We start from the raw sequence: 18,583 nt of genomic DNA, 5'->3' as shown, positions 1-18,583 counted from the left end.
AGCCCGGCCTACGCGCCGACGCCCGCCGCTTCCTTGATGTTCGCGTAGCCCTCGGACTCAAGCTGCGTGACGAGCTCCGGCCCGCCCTCCTTGATGATGCGCCCGTTGAACATGATCGACACCCGCGTCGGCTGCACGAGGTGCAGGATCCGCTGGTAGTGGGTGATGATCAGGACGCCCATCTCGGACTCCTTGGCGACCGTGTTGACGCCGTGGGCGACGACGTTGAGCGCGTCGATGTCGAGGCCGGAGTCGGTCTCGTCCAGGACGGCCATCGACGGCTGCTGGAGCGCGAGCTGCAGGATCTCGAGGCGCTTCTTCTCGCCGCCGGAGAACCCGTCGTTGAGGTAGCGGGCGACGAACTCCTTCGGGACGTTCGTCAGCTCCATCGCCGCCTCGACGGTCTTGCGGAAGTCCTTGAGCGAGATCTCCTTCTCGCCCCGCGCCTCACGGTGAGCGTTCATGACCATGCGCAGGTACTTCGTGATCGTGACACCCGGGATCGCGACCGGGTACTGGAAGGCCATGAACAACCCGGCGCGCGCGCGCTCGTCGGGGTCGGCCTCGGTGATGTCCTCACCGCGGAAGATGATCTCGCCCTCGGTGATCTCCAGGCCCGGGTGGCCCATGATCGCGTTGGCGAGGGTCGACTTGCCGGAGCCGTTGGGCCCCATCAGCGCGTGGATCTCGCCCTTGGTGACGGTGAGGTCCAGGCCCTTGAGGATCTGCTTCTCGCCGGCCTGGACGTGCAGGTTGCGGATCTCGAGTTCGGCGGCCATGTTCATGTCCTTCTAAGAGAGTGTTCAGGCCGCCGCGACCGGGCTGCCGGTCACGACGGGCGTGGAGGTCGAAGTCGGGAGGGTGCGGTTGGAGAAGGCGACGAGCTCGGCGAGCGTGGTCTGGGCCAACGCCTTGACGACACCGCCCTGGACGCGGGTCCAGAGCAGCTTCGTAGCGCAGCCGTGACCGCTGTCGGCCTCGTGGCTGCAGACGACGCGACCGTGCGAGGACTGCCCGTCCTCAGCCACGAAGCACGTCATCGGCGCGACCCCGCCCTCGAGCGCCAGGACGACCTCGTCCATGTGGATCTCAGCGGGCTGGCGCGTCAGGCGGTAGCCGCCGTGCGCGCCGCGGGTGGCCTCGACGAGGCCGGCCTTCTTCAGCAGGGCGACGATCCGCTCGAGGTAGGCGAGGGGCAGGGCCTCGGCCTCGGCGATCGCCTTGAGCGACGTCGGGACCCCCCCACCCGGAACACCGGCGCCGTCGTGCTGGCGCCCCAGCTCGACGAGGAGCCGCACGCCGTACTCCGCCTTGGTCGTGAAGATCATCGGTCCTAATCCTACCGCGCCGGTCGGAGAAGGCTCTGACGGCGGAGGACGCTGGACTTCCTGGCAGACTGACGCGCCCGCATGCCGGTCCGCCGTCCCCTGGCCGCCGTGGTCGCGCTCGCCGCCACGCTCGCCCTCGCCCCCACCGCCGCGCTCGGCCAGGACGGCGAGCCGCCGGCCGACACCAACCCGTGCGACGACCCGATCCTGACGCTGGAGTGCCCGAACCTGCGGATGGCGCCGCCGTCCGACCTCCACGTCCGCAAGGTCGGCAAGGTCGTGCGGCTGCTGGCGACCAACCGCATCGTCAACGTCGGCGCCGGCCCGCTCGAGCTGCGGACGCCGCACCGCGGCAACCCGAGGACGACGTCCTACCGCTTCGCCTCGGCCACGCAGGTCGTCCGCTCCCGGTCCGGCGCCCCGGTCTTCTTCCCGCTCGCCGGCTGGATCTACTGGAAGGCGATCCCCGGCCAGGGCCACTACTGGAAGTTCTGGCGGGCAGCGCGCTTCGAGCTGTGGACGCTCGACCCCGACGGCGCGCGCGCCAAGCTCCAGCGGACCGGGCCGAAGCTGTCGTACTGCTTCCGCGACCTCAAGCGCGTCCGGACCTTCGCGCGCTCGCCCAAGCACCGCGCCTACCCGGCGTGCAGCCAGTCCTTCGGCCGCAAGGAGCTGCGCCTCGGCGTCTCCCCCGGCTGGGCCGACATCTACCCTTCGACCTACGACGACAACTGGATCAGCGTCACCGGGCTGCGGGGCTGCTTCGCCTTCGTGCACCGCGCCGATCCGCTCGGCGACCTCGTCGAGGAGCGCGAGGACGACAACATCGGCGAGCGCGTGATCCAGCTGCCGCCGCGCCACGACAGCGTCGCGCCGCGCGACTGCCCGCGAAAGCGCTCGCCCTGAGGGCTCGGCTTTCCTAGCCGGTATTCGCCGAGAGGGCGAAACCGGGTCTCACCGGGTACGATTCACGGCGCATGACTGCCGTCCTCGCCCTCAGCGCCTTCAAGGCCTCGTTCGGCCTCGTGGTCGTCTTCTTCGTGATCTTCCCGCTGCTCCTGCACGGGCTCATCGGCTTCGCGCTCGCGCAGTCCGCCGGTGAGCACGCGGACAACCTCGAGCTGTTCGAGAGCGGCGAAGACACCAAGCAGACGTACTAGGGCGATTGTCCGGGCCGCCTCGGCGCGCCTGACGGTCGCCAACCCGCTTCACGTGCGGGTGCACGCTGCCGCTGGGCCGGCGACGTCAGCCACGACATCCGGGCCGGACGATCGGCCTAGTTGTTCGTCGGCGGCGCGCCGCCGGTGGCGATCAGCTCTTTGCCGCGGTCGATGTCTCCGTGGCCGCCCGCGCTGAGCATCGCGGCGACCTTGCCGTCGGCGACGTACCAGACGGTGAACTCGCCCTCGGCCATGTCGCCCTCGAGCACCTCCTCGTCCCAGGCCAGCGCCGGGCCGACGTACTCGAACGACGCCCAGTCGGCGAGGTCGGAGAAGAAGTAGGGCACCTCGGTGTGGTCGACGGCCGCGCCGAGCATGTTGCGCGCGACGGTGCGGCCCTGGGCGGCGGCGTGTTCCTCGTGCTCGACGCGGACGATCGCGCCACCGTGGACCGGGCTGTCGTACTCGGCGATGTCGCCGGCGACGTAGAGCCCGTCGGCGCCATGAGCGCGCAGCTGGGCGTCGGCCCGGACGCCGCCGCGCTCGCCGATCTCCAATCCGGACTTGCGCGCGAGCATCACGTCGGGCGTGACGCCGACGCCCGCGACGACGAGCTCGGCATCGATGCTGCGCCCGCCGGCCAGCACGACGCGCTGGACGCGGTCGCCCTCGCCCTCGAAGCGCTCGACCTCGACGTCGCTCACGACCTGGATCCCGTGGCCGGCCAGGACCCCGCGGACCCACGCGCCGACCTGCAGGCCGAACGCGCGCTCCATCGGCTCCTCCTCGAGCAGCACGACCGTCACCTGCTTGCCGAGCGTCGTCAGCGTCGCCGCGCTCTCGCAGCCGATGTAGGAGCCGCCGACGCAGACGACGTCCGTGACGGCCTCCGCGTCCTCGATCAGCGAGTCGGCGTTGCCGTGCGCGCGGAGGTAGTGGATGCCGTCGAGGTGGACGCCGTCGATCTGCAGGCGGCGCACCATCGCGCCGGTCGCCAGCAGCGCCGTGCCGTACGCCACGGTCTCCTTGTTGGAGAGCGTGACGGTCTTCGTGGCCAGGTCCAGCGCCATGACCGACGTGCGCGTCAGGACCTCGACGTCCTCGGGAAGGTCGATCAGCCCCTCCTCCTTGGTCTCGGTCCCGCCCAGGTAGCCCTTGGTGATCGGCGGCCGGTGGTAGGGCGGGTCGAGCTCGCGCGCGACGAGCAGGATCGAGCCTGTCGCGCCCTCCTCGCGCAGCGTCTGCGCGCACGTCGCGGCGGCGATGCCGCCGCCGATCAGGAGGTGGTCCACTGAGCGATCGGCCATGGACCGATCCTAGGGCGGATCAGCCCGCGGGGACCGCCTCCACGACCGCCGGCTCCTCCGCGCCCAGCTCCTGCTCGGCGGAGATCGACCTGCGCGCGAGGCGCCCGTCGGCCAGGACCTCGTAGGCGCCCATCCGGCGCAGCGGCGGCGAGTAGAGGTGCAGCGTGACGGCCGCCTGGTCGCCGATGTGCAGCACGCGGTGGATGTCGGTCGCGTCGAAGCTGAAGACGCCGCCCGGCCCGACCTCGCGGACCGCGGGGTCGCCGCCGAGCGTCAGGACCTCCTCGCGCACGTGGCCGGCGGCGACGCCGACCGCCCCGTGGCTGAGGTCGTGGTCGTGGAAGCCGGTGTCGTTGCCGTCGTTCCAGCAGATCAGCCACGCCTCGACGTGGTCGTCGGCGTGCAGCTGGTGGTAGGTGCGCGCGCCGGACGGGTCGTGGAAGACGTGCTCGGCCCACTCCTCGGGGCGGGCGAGGAGGTCCACGGCGGCGAGCTCGAGCTCGGCGCGCGACAGGTCTTGATCATGGTGGGGACGTCGGATCATGCGCTTCTCCCGTGCAATTCGTCGCTGCGAACGCCGACGGTCGATGCATGCGTCTTCGGCGATTCGCCCAGCAACCGGTGGACGTTGGCGGTGGACATCGCGACCGCGGCACGCGGGCCGAGCGGCGGTCGCAGCGGAGGGTCGACCACGGGACGGTCCGTGCCCGTCACGAGCTGGTCGAGCCCGACGACGTCGGCCATGGCCGCGATCGCGCGCGGGCCGTAGGAGGACGTGTCGTAGAAGGTGTTGGGGTCGTTGATCGCGTGGGCCGGCCCGCCGCGCACCGCGAGGCGCTCGGCGTGCAGCGGTGCCAGGCCGGCGAGCATCGCGAAGCAGATGCGGAGCGTCGGGTGCTGCGGCCGGCCCCACCCGAGGAACGCGTGCCACGCGAGGTGGACGTCGGAGACGTAGGTCGTGAGCGCCGGCCACCACGCGGCGCCGCGGCCGGCGTCGTCGCGCGGCGCGCTGGCGATCGGCCCGGGATGGACGAGCAGCGGAGCGCCGCGGCGCTCCAGCACGGCCAGCAGCGGCTCGATGCGCTCGATCGCGTCCGGGGCGGCGAGCAGCGCCGCCGGCAGCGACACGCCGACCGCGCCGCGGTCCAGCAGCGCCTCGACGTCGGCCGGCACCGCGCCGTGGACGGGCAGCGCGCCCCAGACGCCGAAGGCCTTGCCCGCGGCGAACACGCCGTCGTGCCAGGCGTCCAGCAGCGGCCGCGCCGCGTCCTCGGGCAGCGCCTCGATGCCCAGCGGCGTCGAGTTGCACAGCAGCGCGCGCTCCAGGCCGGTGGCGCGCAGGTCGGCGGCGCGCGCGACCGGGTCGTGGGTCGCGGGGCCGAACGGGCTGTCGGGCTCGCCGGGCACGCTGATCAGCCAACCGCGGCCGTCACGGCGGACCGCCGGGGCGTCCGTGCGGGACGCGAGCGCGGCGACGAAGCCCTCAGGCCAGAGGTGCTGGTGAACGTCGGTGGCGACCATCGTGCCCATGTCATCGACCATCGCCAGCGATTCTACACAAAGTCAGTCGACTTTGGAGCAATTATGGACGTCCGCGCGGTCGAAGAACCCGCTCCCACCGCTCAAGTTCCGCCGCGAGATTGCCGTTGAAGGACTCATGCGTCGCGTTCTCGCGTCTGTCGTACCCCTGCTCGCCGCCGTGCTGGCCATCGCCCCCTCCGCCGGCGCGATGACGACCACCCCACGCGTGGTCGGCGGCCACAACGCCACGAGCACCGACGCCCCGTGGCAGGCGCTCGTCCTGCCCAACGGCTACCTCTGCGGCGGCGCGATCCTCGACAGCACGCACGTCGTCACCGCCGCGCACTGCATCTACGACGAGGACCACTACACGCCGATCGCGCCCAACACGGTGACCGTGCGAGCCGGGAGCACGAACCGCAACGTCGGCCCCGACCGCGCCGTCAGCGCGATCGCGATCGACCCCGACTACTCGCCCGAGACGCAGACCAACGACGCCGCGATCCTCACGCTCAGCACCGCCCTGGCGCTGAACGGCACGACGCTGACGGCCATCGGCCTCACCGACGTCGGCTGGCGCCCGGTCGACGGCGTGACGAGCCTGCGCCTCAGCGGCTGGGGCCTGACCACCGCGCGCTCGCCCTACGCGCCGGTCCCCGACAACCCGACGATCCCGACGACGCTCCAGGTCGCGCCCGACGTCCACGCGACGAGCGCCTGCTCGACGACCCCGGAGTACCAGCCGTTCGACGACGCCGCGCTGCTCTGCGCCGGCGAGGCCGGCCTCGACGCCTGCCAGGGCGACAGCGGCGGCCCGCTGGCCGTCGACGACGGCGGCGCCTGGAAGCTGGCCGGCATCGTGACCGGCGGCGCGGGCTGCGCGTGGGCCGGCTACCCCGGCTACTACGCGCGCGTCGCCTCCCCGTCCCTGCACGGCTTCCTCGTCAACCGCGGCGCCGGCTACTCGCTCTCGGCGCCGGCGTTCACGAGCGCGCCGGCGGTGACCGGCACGGCCAAGCCCGGCCAGACCGTCACGTGCGACCCGGGCACGTACACCAACGCCTACACCTACGCGGTGCAGTGGCGCGTCGACGGCGCGCCGGTCGACGACGGCGACACGCTGGCGCTGAGCAGCTCCGACGTCGGCCACGCGATCAGCTGCCTGGTCGTGGCGACCGGCCTGCGCGGCTCGGTGCAGGCCGCGTCGCCCTCGGTGCTGGTCCTGCCGCTCACCGGCGGCACCCCGCCGCCGACGCAGCCGCCGGTGATCGTGCCCGCGCCGCCCCTGCCGCCGCCGGTGGTCGAGAAGCACGACATCACCGCGCCGACCGCGAAGGTGGTCAAGGTCCGCTGCGCGCGCACCGTGTGCCTCCTCGACGTCAAGGTCGTCGACCCGGCGCCGAGCGACGGCGTCAAGGGCCTGTCGGGCAGCGTCACCACGTCCTACAGGACGATCTGCAAGGTCAAGAAGAGGCGCAAGGCGTGCACCAGGTCGGTCGTCCAGCGCCTGACCGCGAAGCTCTCCGAGACCAACACCTACAAGATCACGACGCCGCGGATGCACGTCGGCAAGCACGTGTTCGCGCTCTACGGCCTCGACGTCGCCGGCCACCGCCAGGCCAAGGCGACCAAGGTCACGAAGACGACGCGGTAGCCGCGCGCTGCGCGAGCAGCGAGCGGTAGGCCGCGTGCGTCTGGCGCGCGACGTCGGTCCAGTCGAAGCGCAGGACGTGCTCGGAGGCCTCGGCGACGAGCCGGTCGCGCAGCGCGTCGTCGGTCAGCACGCGCTCGACCATTCGGCCCAGCGACCGCGGGTCGGAGGCCTCGAAGCGCAGGCCGACGCGCTCGTTGGGGACGACCTCGCGCAGGCCGCCGGTGTCGGCGACGATGCACGGGCAGCCCGACGCCATCGCCTCCAGCGCGACCAGGCCGAACGGCTCGTAGATCGACGGGACCACTGTCAGGTCGGCGATCCGGTAGAGCGAGTGCAGGACGTCGTCGCCGATCCACCCCATGAACGTGCCGTGCTCGGTCAGTCCGAGGCGGCGCGCCTGGTCCTTGAGCTCCCACTCGTGGGTGCCCGAGCCGGCGACGAGGAAGCGCACGCCGCCGACGCGCGCGATCACGCCGTCCGGGCCGGCCAGCGCCTCGAGCGCGTGCTGGAAGCCCTTCTCGTAGACGAGGCGGCCGACGAGCAGGACGAGCTTCTCGTCGGGCTGCGCGAACCGCGCCCTGAGCGCGGCGAGGTCCTGCACGGGCTGCAGGTCGCTGGGGTCGATGCCGTTGGGCGCGACCACGATGCGGTCCTCGTCGATGCCGAACACGTCGGAGACGTGGCCGCGCATGTAGTGCGAGCAGACCAGCACCTGGTCGGCGACGTGGACCATCCAGCGCTCGGTTCGGTGGATGTCGGACTGCGGCGGCTTGTGGACCCAGCCCTGGTGGCGGCCGTGCTCGGTGGCGTGGACGGTCGCGACGAACGGGACCTGCGCGCGGTCGGCCAGGCGCTTGGCGGCGACGGCCACGAGCCAGTCGTGGCCGTGGACGAGGTCGAACGCGAGCTCGTCGGTCAGCGCGCGGCCCCGCTCGAGCAGGTCGTGGTTCATCCGCCCGACCCACTGGACGAACTCCGGGAGCGCGGTCGGGTAGTGCGGCTCGCGGACGCGGTGGACGTGCACGCCGTGGCGCACCTCGTCCAGCGGCCCGTGCTCGCCGGCGCGCGTGAGGACGTGGACCTCAACGTCCTCGTCGGCGACCAGCGCCTCGCTCAGCTTGCGGACAGCCCGCGCCAGGCCGCCCTCGACGATCGGCGGGTACTCCCAGGAGACGACGAGGACGCGGAACGGCACCGTTCAGGAGGATATTGGCCGGCCGGCCAAGACGCGACGCGGCGCGTCAGCGCCGGGCGAGGAGGCTGTGGCCGGCGGTGACCGTGACGGTCTTGCCGGTGCGCAGCGCGCGGACGGCGACGGCGCCCTGGGTGACGGTGGTCCGGGTCCCGGCGCAGGTGTCCTCGGTCAGCCAGCGGGTGCCGCGGACGGTCGCGACCGAGCCGGAGCCGCGGGTCTGGAAGCGCCCGTGGTCGTCGCTGCCCCAGAGGCGGCGGATGGGCTTCTTCTTCTTGGTAGCGGCCGCGATGGCGCGGGCGCCGACGTAGGCGGCGGACGCGGTCGCCGGCGCGGCGCAGCGCTTCCACGCGCCGCCGACGAGCACGAGCTGGGTCCAGGTGCCGCTTTGGCGGACCGCGAAGACGCCGCCGCTGAAGCGCCCGGTCTGGGTCGTGCCCGCGGCGTCGATCGCGCTGGTGAGGGCGACGGTGCCGCGGCGGGTGTCGACGTGGGTGCCGGTCGGGAGCGCGGCCTGGACCGCGGTGAGCTTCGTCGTCGCGCCGCCGGGCGCGCGGACGAGGACGGTGCCGGAGGCGGCGGCGAGCGCGACGCTGCGGCCGAGCTGGGGTGCGGCCGCGGTGGCGGGCGGCGCTGCGGGCGCGGGCGGCGCCGGCGGCGGGGCGGGCATGGTGTCGGTGGTCGCGGCCGTGGTGGCGGGCGTCGTCGCGGTGGGCGTCGTCGCCGAGGCGGTGGTCGTCGACGTCGCTGCGCCGTCGCCGGTGTCCGTACCGCCGCCGTGCCCGTGGCGGTGACCGTGGTGGGTCTTCCACCAATGGGAGGTGTCGTCGTGGGCGACGGCCGTCCCGGCGGCGAGGCCGCAGACGAGCAGGACGAGCGCCGCGACGAGCGCGCGGCGTGCAGAGAGCTGGACCACACCGACATGATGGCCTTTGCGAGGCCTGTTCAACCGTCGTCTGGACGACTGGTCTAGTCTGAACGGACTCCGAGTTGTGCCGACGGGTGTGGCTCATCGGGGCTCCATCTTTTTGGCACCGTAGACGAGCTCGGCCGGGCAGCGCCCGGCCGTGTGTCGTCCGTGGTGATCTCGCTCGTAGTTGTATTCGTTGATGTAGGTGTTGAGGTGGCGGCGTAGGCCGGTGAAGCGGACCTGTAAGAAGCGGGCGAAGGCCGGTCGCCAGCACTCTTCCAGGACGGTGCGGTGTAGGCGTTCGACGTGGCCGTTGGTCTGTGGGCGTCCGGAGCGGGTCTGGGTGTGAGCGACGCCGTCGGGCAGGGCCGCGGCGAAGGCGCGCCGGCCGAATTCGTTGCCGTTGTCGGTCAGGACCCGCTCCAGTTGCCAGCCGGCGGCCGAGAGCTCTTTGGCGATGCGGTGGGCGAGTTTTGAGGTGTGTTCGACGGTCGGCCCGCTCGGTGGGCAGACGACCAGGTCGGCCCAGGCAAAGGAGCTGTAGGTGTCGCAGGCGGTGATCTGCCAGACCGGGCCGGCGCTGCCATGCAGGCGCCCGACAAAGAAGCAGTCGATGCCGACCAGCTCGCCGGGACGGTTGCTGTCGATGTGGGGCTCGGGCTCGGGCTCGCGCGGCGGCTCAAACGGAGCGCGGTAGCCGGCGACCAACGCCAGGCGCTTAGCCCGCGTGTTCAGGCCGTGGCGAACCAGGGTCTTGTAGACGCCGTTGGGCGAGACGATCAGCCCGCCCCACTGCGGTCGGGCCAGGCGCGTAGCGATCCGCCGCGGGCCGAGCCCGGGATGGCCCAGCGCGAAGGCGACGATCCGTTGTTCGACCATCGGCGAGAGCTGGTTGGGCATCTGCGGCGAGCGTCGTTCTCGGGGCCGCAGCATCTCGAGGCCGGACTTCTGGACCTGCTGCTTCCAGCGGTAGTAGGTCGAACGATGAACACCCATCAGACGGCAGGCCTCTGAGACTCCGCGCTCAGCGGCCAGCGAGAACAGCTGCAGGCGATAGCCGAACAGCACGTCATCCTTGGTCATGCGACTCCTCGACTCCTTGGTTTGGCGACTTCGGAGCCTGAGTCGCAACCCGGACGGGCCCGCCTTCGGCGGGCCCGTCTGAGGTCAAGGCATAGATCTCAAACGACAGACAACTGTCGCGAGAACATGGAGTCTGTTCAGTCTAGTCCGGCGTGACGGCGCGCAGCTCGCGCAGGAACGCGGCGACGGCCGGGCGCTCCTCGGCGCCGGCGCGCACGACCGCGAGGACCTGGCGCGAGAGCGGCGGGTCGAGCGGGCGCAGCCGGACCTCGGGCGGCGCCTGGTCGTGGGCCATCTTCGGGATCAACGCGACGCCTACATCTTGGGCGACGAGCGCGGAGACGACCGCGAAGTCGTTGCTGAAGCCGACGATCCGCGGCTCGTGGCCGGCGGCGTGGCAGGCGTGGATGACGACCTCGTGGCAGCTGGTGCCCGGGTGGCCGGCGACCCAGGGGCGGTTCGCGAGGTCGGCGAACCGCGGCGGCGCGTCGTGGTGCCCGGGGCCGGTGGCGAGATGCAGCGGGTCGTCGAAGAGCTCGACGACGTGGAAGGCCGGGCCGAAGTCGCGCGGGACGTACGGGAAGCGCTGGGCGACGACGACGTCCAGCTCGCCGAGGCGCAGCAGCGGGACGCTGTCCTGCGGCTCCGCGTCGCGGACGTGGAGCCGCAGGTGCTCGTGGTGGAGCATCGCGGCGGCGGCGCGCGGCAGGAGCGACCGGGCGAACGACGAGAACGCCGCGACGTTCAGCGTCCCGGAGATCTCGCCGGCGCCGGCGTGGAGGTCGGCCTCGGCGCGTTCGAGCTGGGCGAGGACGGTGTCGGCGTGGGCGACGAGCGTGCGGCCGGCGTCGGTGAGCTGGAGGCGCCGTCCCTCGCGTTCGAGGAGGACGACGCCCGCCTCGCGCTCCAGCGCGGAGAGCTGCTGCGAGACCGCGGACGGCGTGAACGCGAGCGCCTCGGCGGTCGCGGCGACAGTGCCGCGCTCGGCGAGCTCGCGGAGGACGCGGAGGCGCTTGACGTCGAGCGGCATGTGAAGCACAGCTTACGGGTTGAGGAAGAAGCGTTCGCTTGTCCTGAAGTGTCGGAGCGGTGAACGTTGTCGGGAGATGCCTCTGCGCCACGCGTTGCTCGCCGTCGCCGTCGCCGCGACCTGGGGACTGAACTTCGTCGTCATCGACGTGGGGTTGGAAGCGGTCCCGCCGCTGTTGCTGTGCGCCTTGCGCTTCGCGCTCGTCGGGGTGCCGCTGTGCTTCTTCGTCCGCCGGCCGCCGCTCCCGTGGCGGCTGATCGTGGGGATCGGCGTCGCGCTCGGCGTCGTCAAGTTCGGGTTGCTGTTCACGTCGATGGACGTGGGGATGCCGGCCGGGCTGGCGTCGGTCGTGCTCCAGGCGCAGGCGCCGTTCACGCTGCTGCTGGCCGCGGCGCTGATCCGCGAGCGCCCCTCGGGGCAGCAGTTGGTGGGGTTGGGCGCGGCGCTGTTCGGCATCGCGCTGATCGCCGCCGACAACGGCGGCGGCGTCACGACGGCCGGCCTGGTGATGTGCGTCGGGGCCGCGGCGGCCTGGTCGGTGGCGAACCTGCTGATGAAGCGCGCCGCCGACGCCGAGCCCGTGGCGTTGATGGTGTGGATCTCCTTGGTGCCGCCGCTGCCGCTGTTGTTGCTGTCCTTCCTCGTCGATCGCCCGGGCGCCGTGGGCGCGGCGCTGACCGGCCTCGACCTCCGCTCCATCGGGGCCATCGTCTACATCGCCGCCTTCTCGACCCTCGGCGGCTTCGCGGCCTGGTCCTGGCTGATGCGCACCTACCCCGCCGGCCAAGTCGCCTCCTTCGCCCTCCTCGTCCCACCCTTCGGCCTCGGCTTCTCCGCCCTGCTCCTCGGCGAACCGCTCGGCCCGCCCCAGATCGTCGCGGCCTGCCTGGTGATCGCGGGCGTGGCGGTGTCGACGCGATCCATGCCCGCTCGCGCGCCGACGCCGGTGCCAACCCCGTCGACCGCCTGACACCCTCGCGTCACGCGCCTCGACTCCCCTGGCCCAGCGAACGCCGTCGGCCTCGCCGTTCGCCCGCTCCCCGCCGCTGCCTTCGCACCCCTCCACCTCCCACGTGCTGGGCGGCCGACGCGCCACGCCGTCTTCCCGCAACCGCACTCGACCGCGGGCAGCGCGGAGCTGCCGCCTCCGGCGGTCGTCGCGCTCAACCAACGTTGGGTCGGCCGCCATCGCACCCAACTTTCGGGGTCAGAAGTTGGGTGCCGGGGCCAAGCTGCCGGATCACGCACACGGCCGACGGGTGGCGGCGAGCGTCGTCGCCGATCGCGGCCGACACGAGCGCAGCACCTGGCGATCGCAACGCGTCACCTCGCGGTGGAGCGAGCGGGAGCGGAGTGGAGGGGTGCGAAAGCGGCCGCGGCGAGACGGCGACAACCGCCAGAGGCAGCGGCGCCGCCAGCGGAATGGTGGCCCGTCAGCCGATGCGTTCCAGCAGCGCCCGTGACGCCGGCCCGACGATCCCGCCCAGGGATGCTCCGTCCGGCAGGTCGTACTCCTCGCCCGTCAGGACGTCGCGCCAGTGGCCGGACGCGGCGGCGGGCAGCTCCCAACCGGCGCTGCCCGTCGCGCCGTCGCGGATGGCGACGGCGACCAGCACGTCGGTGCCGCGCAGGAAGGCGATCACGTCGTCGCCGGCGGCGATCGAGGTGTAGTTGTTGGTCGCGAACGCCTCCGGACGGCGGCGGCGGAGGTCCAGCGCCGCGGCGGTCACGTGCAACTTGACGGTGTCGCCGGTCGGTGGTGCGCCGGCGCGCAAGTCCTTCAACAACGCGGCGTGCGCCGGCCAGTCGACGGGGCGGCGGTTGTCGGGGTCGACCAGGGCGAGCTTCCAGAGCTCGTCGCCCTGGTAGGTGTCGGGCAGGCCGGGCACGGTCAGCTTCAACAGCGTCTGCGCGAGCGACACCCGCGCCCCGATCTCCTCCACGCGCGAGGCGATCACGTCGAAGCCGTACCGGAACGGGCCATGGTCCAACAACGCGACGGCGAAGGCCTTGACCGCCGCCTCGTGCTCCAGGTTCGGCACGATCCAGTTCGACGACACCTTGGCCTCGCGCAGCGCCTTCTCGAGGTAGGCCTCCAGCCGCTCGGCGTCGATGGGCCACGCACCAACCAGCGTCTGGTAGACCAACAGCTCCTCGGCGGGCGTCGGGGCGTTCAGCGCCGCGTCGCGCAGCTCCGCGTTGACCTCGAACCACGACCGCACCGCGCCGGCCCACTCGTCGGCCATCCACGTCAACGCCACCAGCCGCGCCCGGACGTCGCCCGTCCGCTTCGTGTCGTGCGTCGAGGACACCAGCAGGTTCTGCGGCAGCCGCCCGGCGTTCCCGCGGTGGAACTCCTCCAGCCCGATCCCGAACCGGCCCGGATCGCCGCCGACCTCGTTGAGCGCCAACAACCGGACGTAGCGGTAGAACGCCGTGTCCTCGACGCCCTTGGCCATCACCGCCGGTGTCGTCTGCTGGAAGCGGGTCACGAACTCCGACGGCGCGGAGCGGAGGTCGTCGAGGGTCAGCACGGCCCGCAGCGCGTCCGGCAGGTGGACCAGAGCTTCGCGGTCGGCGGCCGCGACGTGGCCGCTCGCGGGCTCGACGTACGTGCGGTAGACCGGGAGCGACGCGACGGCCGCGGCGAGGTCCGGCGCGTCGGGCCAGATGCGACGCAGGCGATCGACCTCGGGCGCGAACGAAGAGGTCGCCTGCTCCAGCTTGGCCTCCGCCCCCACCGCGGCGAACGACCGCGCGTCGCCCACCAGCGACACGTACAACTCGGTCAGCACGACCTCGGCCGCCGGGTCCACGAACAGCGCCGCGACGTCGTTGGCGAACTCGTAGCCGACCGTCCCCTCCACGGGCCAGTCCGCGCGCAGCGCCTCGGGTGGGTGGGCCGAGCTCAGGATCTTCTCGACCCACACATGCGAAGCGCCACCCTCCCGCAGCCGGCGCAGGTACTCGGCCGGGTCGGCGAGCCCGTCCGGATGGTCGACGCGCAGCCCGTCGATGACGCCCTCCTCGACCAACCGCAAGGCCAACCCGGACACCGCGGCGAACACCTCCGGATCCTCGATCCGGACCGCGGCCAGCTCGTCGATGTCGAAGAACCGCCGCCAGCGCCCGGTTACCGGATCCACGTCGAAGAACCGCTCGCGCAACGCCGGATCCGCCCAGAAGCGGTTGCCGTCGTCGGTCGCCATGTGGTTGGGGACGATGTCCAAGATGATGCCCATGCCGTGCTCGCGGGCGACCCGCGACAGCTCGCGCAGGCCCTCCTCGCCACCGAGCGCGTCGCTGACGCGCCCCGGGTCGATCACGTCATAGCCGTGCGTCGAGCCCTCGCGCGCCTGGAACGACGGCGACAGGTAGAGATGCGACGCGCCCAGCTCCGCGACATAAGGAACAAGGTCCCGCGCCGCCGCGAAGTCCAGATCGGTCCCGAGCTGCAGCCGGTACGTCGCGCGGAAGGGAACCCGGCTCACGACGTCCGCCGCAGCACGGTGATCGACCGTGACGTCACGTAGCAGTCGCGCCGCGCCCGGTACTCCTCGGCCCCCGGCGCGATCCACGGCGCCGCGGTCGTCAGCTCGACGCTCCACGCCCGCCCGAACCGCGCCGCCGGGAGCTTGAACACCGCGTCCTCGTGATGCGCGTTGAACAACATCAGGAACGAGTCGCCGCTCACCCGCTGCCCGTGGCGGTCGCGCACGCCGATCGCGTCCCCGTTCAGGAACGCCCCCAGCCAGCGGTGCTCGTGGTTGTCCCAGTCACGCCGCGTCATGCGCCGCCCGTCCAGGCGGAACCACCACACGTCGGGCAGCCCCGGCTCGGACTGCTCGCCGGCCAGGAACTCCGCGCGCCGGAACACCGGCTCGCCGCGCCGCAGCGCGATCAGCCGCCGCGTGAACTCCATGAGCTGCCGGCCGTCCTCGCCGATCTCCCACTCGTACCAGGAGATCGGGCTGTCCTGACACCACCCGTTGTTGTTGCCGCCCTGGGTCCGGCAGATCTCGTCGCCGCCCAGCAGCATCGGGACGCCCTGGGACAGCATCAACGTGGTCAGGAAGTTCCGCTGCTGCTTGGCGCGGAGCTTGAGCACCTCGGCGTCGTCGGTGTCGCCCTCCACGCCGCAGTTCCAGGACCGGTTGTCGTCGGTCCCGTCGCGGTTGCCCTCCTGGTTGGCCTCGTTGTGCTTGTCGTTGTAGGAGACCATGTCCCGCAACGTGAAGCCGTCGTGCGCGGTGATGAAGTTGATGGACGCGAACGGCGAGCGGCCGTCGTCGCCGTAGAGGTCCGACGACCCCGTGAACCGCGAGGCGAAATCCGCCACCGACGCCTGCCCGCGCCAGAAGTCGCGCATCGTGTCGCGGTACATCCCGTTCCACTCGCTCCACAGCACCGGGAAGTTGCCGACCTGGTAGCCGCCCGGGCCGACGTCCCACGGCTCGGCGATCAGCTTGACCTGTGACAAGACTGGGTCCTGGTGCATGGTGTCGAAGAACGTCGAGAGCCGGTCGACGTCGTAGAACTGCCGGGCCAGCGCCGACGCCAGGTCGAAGCGGAACCCGTCCACGTGGCACTCCAGGACGAAGTAGCGCAGCGAGTCCATGATCAACCGCAGGACCGCGGGCTGCACGGCGTTCAGCGTGTTGCCGGTCCCCGTGAAGTCCATGTAGAAGTGCGGGTCGTCCGGCGACAGCCGGTAGTACGCGCTGTTGTCCACGCCCTTCATGGACAACATGGGACCGAGGTGGTTGCCCTCGGCCGTGTGGTTGTAGACGACGTCGAGGATGACCTCCAGGCCGGCGCGGTGCAGCGCCTTGACCATCCCCTTGAACTCCCTGAGGCTCTCCCCCGGCTCCTGGGTCGCCGCGTAGGGCGAGTGCGGCGCGAGGTAGCCAACCGTCGAGTACCCCCAGTAGTTGGTCAGGCCGTGGTCGTGCAGGAACGACTCGTCGGCGATGTGGTGGACGGGCAGCAGCTCGACCGCCGTCACGCCCAAGTCCTTCATGTACCCGAGAACCTCGTCGGAGGCGAGCGCCGCGTAGGTCCCCCGCAGCTCCTCCGGGATGTTCGGAAACCGCTTGGTCAGGCCCTTGACGTGCGTCTCGTAGATCACCGTCTCGGTCCACGGGATCCGCGGCGGCCGGTCGTCCTCCCAGTTGAAGGACTCGTCCACGACCACGCCCTTCGGGATCGCCGGCGCGCTGTCCTCGTCGTCGGGCTCCAGGTCGCTGTCGTCGGTCGCCGCCTCGCCCTCGTCGGGCGGGGTGTAGGGCAGCGCGTTGGCCGCGTCCCAGTCGACGGTGCCGTCGATCGCCTTGGCGTAGGGGTCGATCAGCAGTTTGTTGGGGTTGAAGCGATGGCCCTCCAGCGGCGCGTAGCGCCCGTGCACACGGTACCCGTAGCGCTGGCTCGGACCGACGCCGGGCACGTAGCAGTGCCAGTTGTGCGCGGTCTGGTCGACCACGTCGACGCGCTCCTCGTTGCCGTCGCGGTCGAACAGGCACAGCTCCACGCGCGTGGCGTTCTCGCTGAAGATCGAGAAGTTGGTGCCCTGCCCGTCCCAGGTCGGGCCGAGCGGGAACGGCTCGCCCGGCCACGCCTCGCGGCTCATACGACGCCTCCGCCCGAGGGCACGCGATCGCCGGCGCGCACGCCCGCGGTCAGCGCACCGGCCAGCGGCGGCAGGATCACGTGGCCGTCGGCCCGCAGCCGTGCGGCGTCGTGGGTGGCGAGGACAAGCGTCCGCGCAGCCTCGCTGGGGACCACCTGCTCGACGTCGGAGAAGTTCATGATCAAGGTGTAGTCACCGCGCCGGACACGCACTAAGCGCGCCTCGGGGTCGGCCCGCACGTCGTCGACCGGGCCGCGCGGCAGCGCCCGCCGCGCGCGCAGGAGCTCGACGTAGAGCTCGCGCAGCGCGGGGTCGCCCTCGCGGGTCAGCTTGGAGGCCTCGAAGGTCGCGACGGCCTGCGGGTCCGGGACCTCCTCGCCGGCGAACGACGCGAACGACGCGAACTCCCGCCGGCGTCCGTCGCGCGTCGCGGTCGCGATCTCCTCGTCGATGTGATCGGTGAAGAACTGGAACGGCGCGTCCTCGCCGTACTCCTCGCCCATGAACAACATGGGGGTGTACGGGGACAGCAGCGTGCAGAACGCGGCGAGCGGCCGCGCCGCGTGCGGCAGGCGGTCGCCGAACGCGCGGTTGCCGACCTGGTCGTGGTTCTGGTCGAAGACGACGAAGCGCTCCGGCGGGCACCCGTGCGCGGGCGCGCCGAACCGCCGCTTGCGAAACGCCGACCAGCTGCCGTCGTGGACGTGGGGGTCGCGCAGCGCGTGCACGAGGTCCCCGATCGTCCCGAACTCCGCGTAGTAGCCCTCGTGCTCGTCGGTGACCAGTGTCCGGACCGCGTGGTGGACGTCGTCGGCCCACGCCGCGTCGCAGCCCCAGCCGCCGGCCGCGGCGTCGCGGACGACCTTCGGGTCGTTCAGGCCGGACTCGGCGATGACCAGCGCGCGCCAGCGCTCGGCGTGGACGCGCCGCGTCAGCTCCGCGACGAGATGCTCGACCCCGCCGTCGAAGATCGCGTGGATCGCGTCGAGGCGCAGGCCGTCCAGGTGCAGGTCGCGCACCCACATCTCCGCCGCCTGGATCGCCCATTCGCGGACGGGCCCCGACCACTCGTCGTCGTAGTTGATGGCCCCGCCCCAGAACGTCGAGTACTTGTCGGTGAAGTACGGGCCGAAGGCGCGCATGGCCTGCTCCCCCGACGCGCCGACGTGGTTGAGCACCAGGTCGAGGATCACGCCGATCCCGAGGCGGTGCGCGGCGTCGACGAGCCGCTGCAGCCCGTCCGGCCCGCCGTAGGCCTCGTGCGCGGCCCAGATGTAGACGCCATCGTAGCCCCAGCCGCGGCGACCCGGGAAGTCGGCGATCGGCATCAGCTCGACGGCGGTGACGCCGAGCTCCGCCAGCTCGGACAGGTGCGGGATGACCGCGTCGAACGTGCCCGCCTCGGTGAACGTGCCGACGTGCAGCTCGTAGACGACGAGGTCCTCGAGCGCGACGCCGTCCCACGCCTGGTCGCCCCAGGTCCAGGCCCGCGGGTCGACGACCCGCGACGGCCCGCGCAGCCCCGCGGGCTGCAGCCGCGTGTGCGGATCCGGAAGCCGGACGCCGTCCATCTCGTAGACGTAGTCGTCGCCCGCACCCGCCTCCACGACGGCCGTCCACGTCCCGTGCCCCTCAGACTCCATCACGTGCGCGACGTCGCCGACGACCAGCGTCGGCTCGTGCTCGAGCGAGAACACGCGGAACCGCGCGGTGCCGTCGCCGAGCGGGACCGCGCCGAGCGGCCGCTCCCAGGGCAGTTCGGAAGGCAACCC

General features: G+C 72.0%; 16 protein-coding genes. 4 read left to right on the top strand and 12 right to left on the bottom strand.

Going from position 1 to position 18,583, the window contains the following annotated elements; genetic code table 11:
* Positions 1-8 precede the first annotated feature (8 nt).
* Positions 9-779 (bottom strand): Fe-S cluster assembly ATPase SufC, encoded by a 771-nt coding sequence (gene sufC / locus DSM104299_RS06280; RefSeq protein WP_272476433.1) that lies wholly within the window; start codon positions 777-779, stop codon positions 9-11.
* Between the two features lie 24 nt (positions 780-803).
* Positions 804-1,328 (bottom strand): RrF2 family transcriptional regulator, encoded by a 525-nt coding sequence (locus DSM104299_RS06275; protein ID WP_272476432.1) that lies wholly within the window; start codon positions 1,326-1,328, stop codon positions 804-806.
* Between the two features lie 81 nt (positions 1,329-1,409).
* Here DSM104299_RS06275 and DSM104299_RS06270 point away from each other — a divergent pair, with 81 nt between their 5' ends.
* Entirely contained in the window at positions 1,410-2,234 is an 825-nt protein-coding gene (locus DSM104299_RS06270; protein WP_272476431.1) for a hypothetical protein, read from the top strand.
* Between the two features lie 71 nt (positions 2,235-2,305).
* On the top strand, positions 2,306-2,488 hold the full coding sequence (locus DSM104299_RS06265) for a hypothetical protein (protein ID WP_272476430.1): 183 nt from the start codon (positions 2,306-2,308) through the stop codon (positions 2,486-2,488).
* Between the two features lie 116 nt (positions 2,489-2,604).
* Here DSM104299_RS06265 and DSM104299_RS06260 read toward each other — a convergent pair whose 3' ends face one another.
* From DSM104299_RS06260 to DSM104299_RS06250, 3 genes are read right to left on the bottom strand one after another with little or no spacing between them, the layout of a single operon-like run.
* Positions 2,605-3,795, bottom strand: coding sequence for an NAD(P)/FAD-dependent oxidoreductase (locus tag DSM104299_RS06260; protein WP_272476429.1), 1,191 nt, complete (start codon positions 3,793-3,795; stop codon positions 2,605-2,607).
* A gap of 19 nt (positions 3,796-3,814) precedes the next feature.
* Entirely contained in the window at positions 3,815-4,339 is a 525-nt protein-coding gene (locus DSM104299_RS06255; protein ID WP_272476428.1) for a cysteine dioxygenase, read from the bottom strand.
* Positions 4,336-5,337, bottom strand: a complete 1,002-nt coding sequence (locus DSM104299_RS06250) for an amidohydrolase family protein (RefSeq protein WP_272476427.1) — start codon at positions 5,335-5,337, stop codon at positions 4,336-4,338. The genes DSM104299_RS06255 and DSM104299_RS06250 overlap by 4 nt, the downstream gene beginning before the upstream one ends.
* Positions 5,338-5,452: 115 nt before the next feature.
* On the opposite strand from DSM104299_RS06250, the gene DSM104299_RS06245 reads away from it, so the two are divergent.
* On the top strand, positions 5,453-6,970 hold the full coding sequence (locus DSM104299_RS06245) for a S1 family serine peptidase (RefSeq protein WP_272476426.1): 1,518 nt from the start codon (positions 5,453-5,455) through the stop codon (positions 6,968-6,970).
* Here DSM104299_RS06245 and DSM104299_RS06240 read toward each other — a convergent pair.
* The 4 genes from DSM104299_RS06240 to DSM104299_RS06225 form a co-directional block, all read right to left on the bottom strand.
* Positions 6,951-8,165, bottom strand: coding sequence for a glycosyltransferase family 4 protein (locus tag DSM104299_RS06240; RefSeq protein WP_272476425.1), 1,215 nt, complete (start codon positions 8,163-8,165; stop codon positions 6,951-6,953). The genes DSM104299_RS06245 and DSM104299_RS06240 overlap by 20 nt on opposite strands.
* Before the next feature lie 46 nt (positions 8,166-8,211).
* A complete protein-coding gene (locus DSM104299_RS06235) occupies positions 8,212-9,078 on the bottom strand; it encodes a FecR family protein (RefSeq protein WP_272476424.1) in 867 nt (288 codons plus the stop codon).
* Positions 9,079-9,171: 93 nt separating this feature from the next.
* Entirely contained in the window at positions 9,172-10,155 is a 984-nt protein-coding gene (locus tag DSM104299_RS06230; protein ID WP_272472513.1) for a helix-turn-helix domain-containing protein, read from the bottom strand.
* Between the two features lie 142 nt (positions 10,156-10,297).
* Positions 10,298-11,185, bottom strand: coding sequence for a LysR family transcriptional regulator (locus tag DSM104299_RS06225; RefSeq protein WP_272476423.1), 888 nt, complete (start codon positions 11,183-11,185; stop codon positions 10,298-10,300).
* A gap of 76 nt (positions 11,186-11,261) precedes the next feature.
* Here DSM104299_RS06225 and DSM104299_RS06220 point away from each other — a divergent pair, with 76 nt between their 5' ends.
* Positions 11,262-12,155 carry an EamA family transporter gene (locus tag DSM104299_RS06220; RefSeq protein WP_272476422.1) on the top strand — a complete coding sequence of 298 codons (894 nt, stop codon included), beginning with the start codon at positions 11,262-11,264 and terminating at the stop codon, positions 12,153-12,155.
* Positions 12,156-12,618: 463 nt separating this feature from the next.
* Here the strand turns inward: DSM104299_RS06220 and DSM104299_RS06215 are convergent, their stop codons facing one another.
* The 3 genes from DSM104299_RS06215 to treZ are packed head-to-tail and all read right to left on the bottom strand — an operon-like array spanning position 12,619 to position 18,580.
* Positions 12,619-14,676: a malto-oligosyltrehalose synthase gene (locus tag DSM104299_RS06215; RefSeq protein WP_272476421.1), complete on the bottom strand. Its 2,058-nt coding sequence runs from the start codon at positions 14,674-14,676 to the stop codon at positions 12,619-12,621.
* Positions 14,673-16,811 (bottom strand): glycogen debranching protein GlgX, encoded by a 2,139-nt coding sequence (gene glgX / locus DSM104299_RS06210; protein WP_272476420.1) that lies wholly within the window; start codon positions 16,809-16,811, stop codon positions 14,673-14,675. Before glgX ends, DSM104299_RS06215 begins: the two co-directional genes overlap by 4 nt.
* On the bottom strand, positions 16,808-18,580 hold the full coding sequence (treZ, locus tag DSM104299_RS06205) for a malto-oligosyltrehalose trehalohydrolase (protein WP_272476419.1): 1,773 nt from the start codon (positions 18,578-18,580) through the stop codon (positions 16,808-16,810). The genes glgX and treZ overlap by 4 nt, the downstream gene beginning before the upstream one ends.
* Between the last annotated feature and the right edge of the window lie 3 nt (positions 18,581-18,583).

This window comes from Baekduia alba (genome assembly GCF_028416635.1).
In the GTDB taxonomy this organism is placed as follows: Bacteria; Actinomycetota; Thermoleophilia; order Solirubrobacterales; family Solirubrobacteraceae; genus Baekduia; species Baekduia alba.
This window is presented reverse-complemented; position numbering and strand designations above follow the sequence as displayed.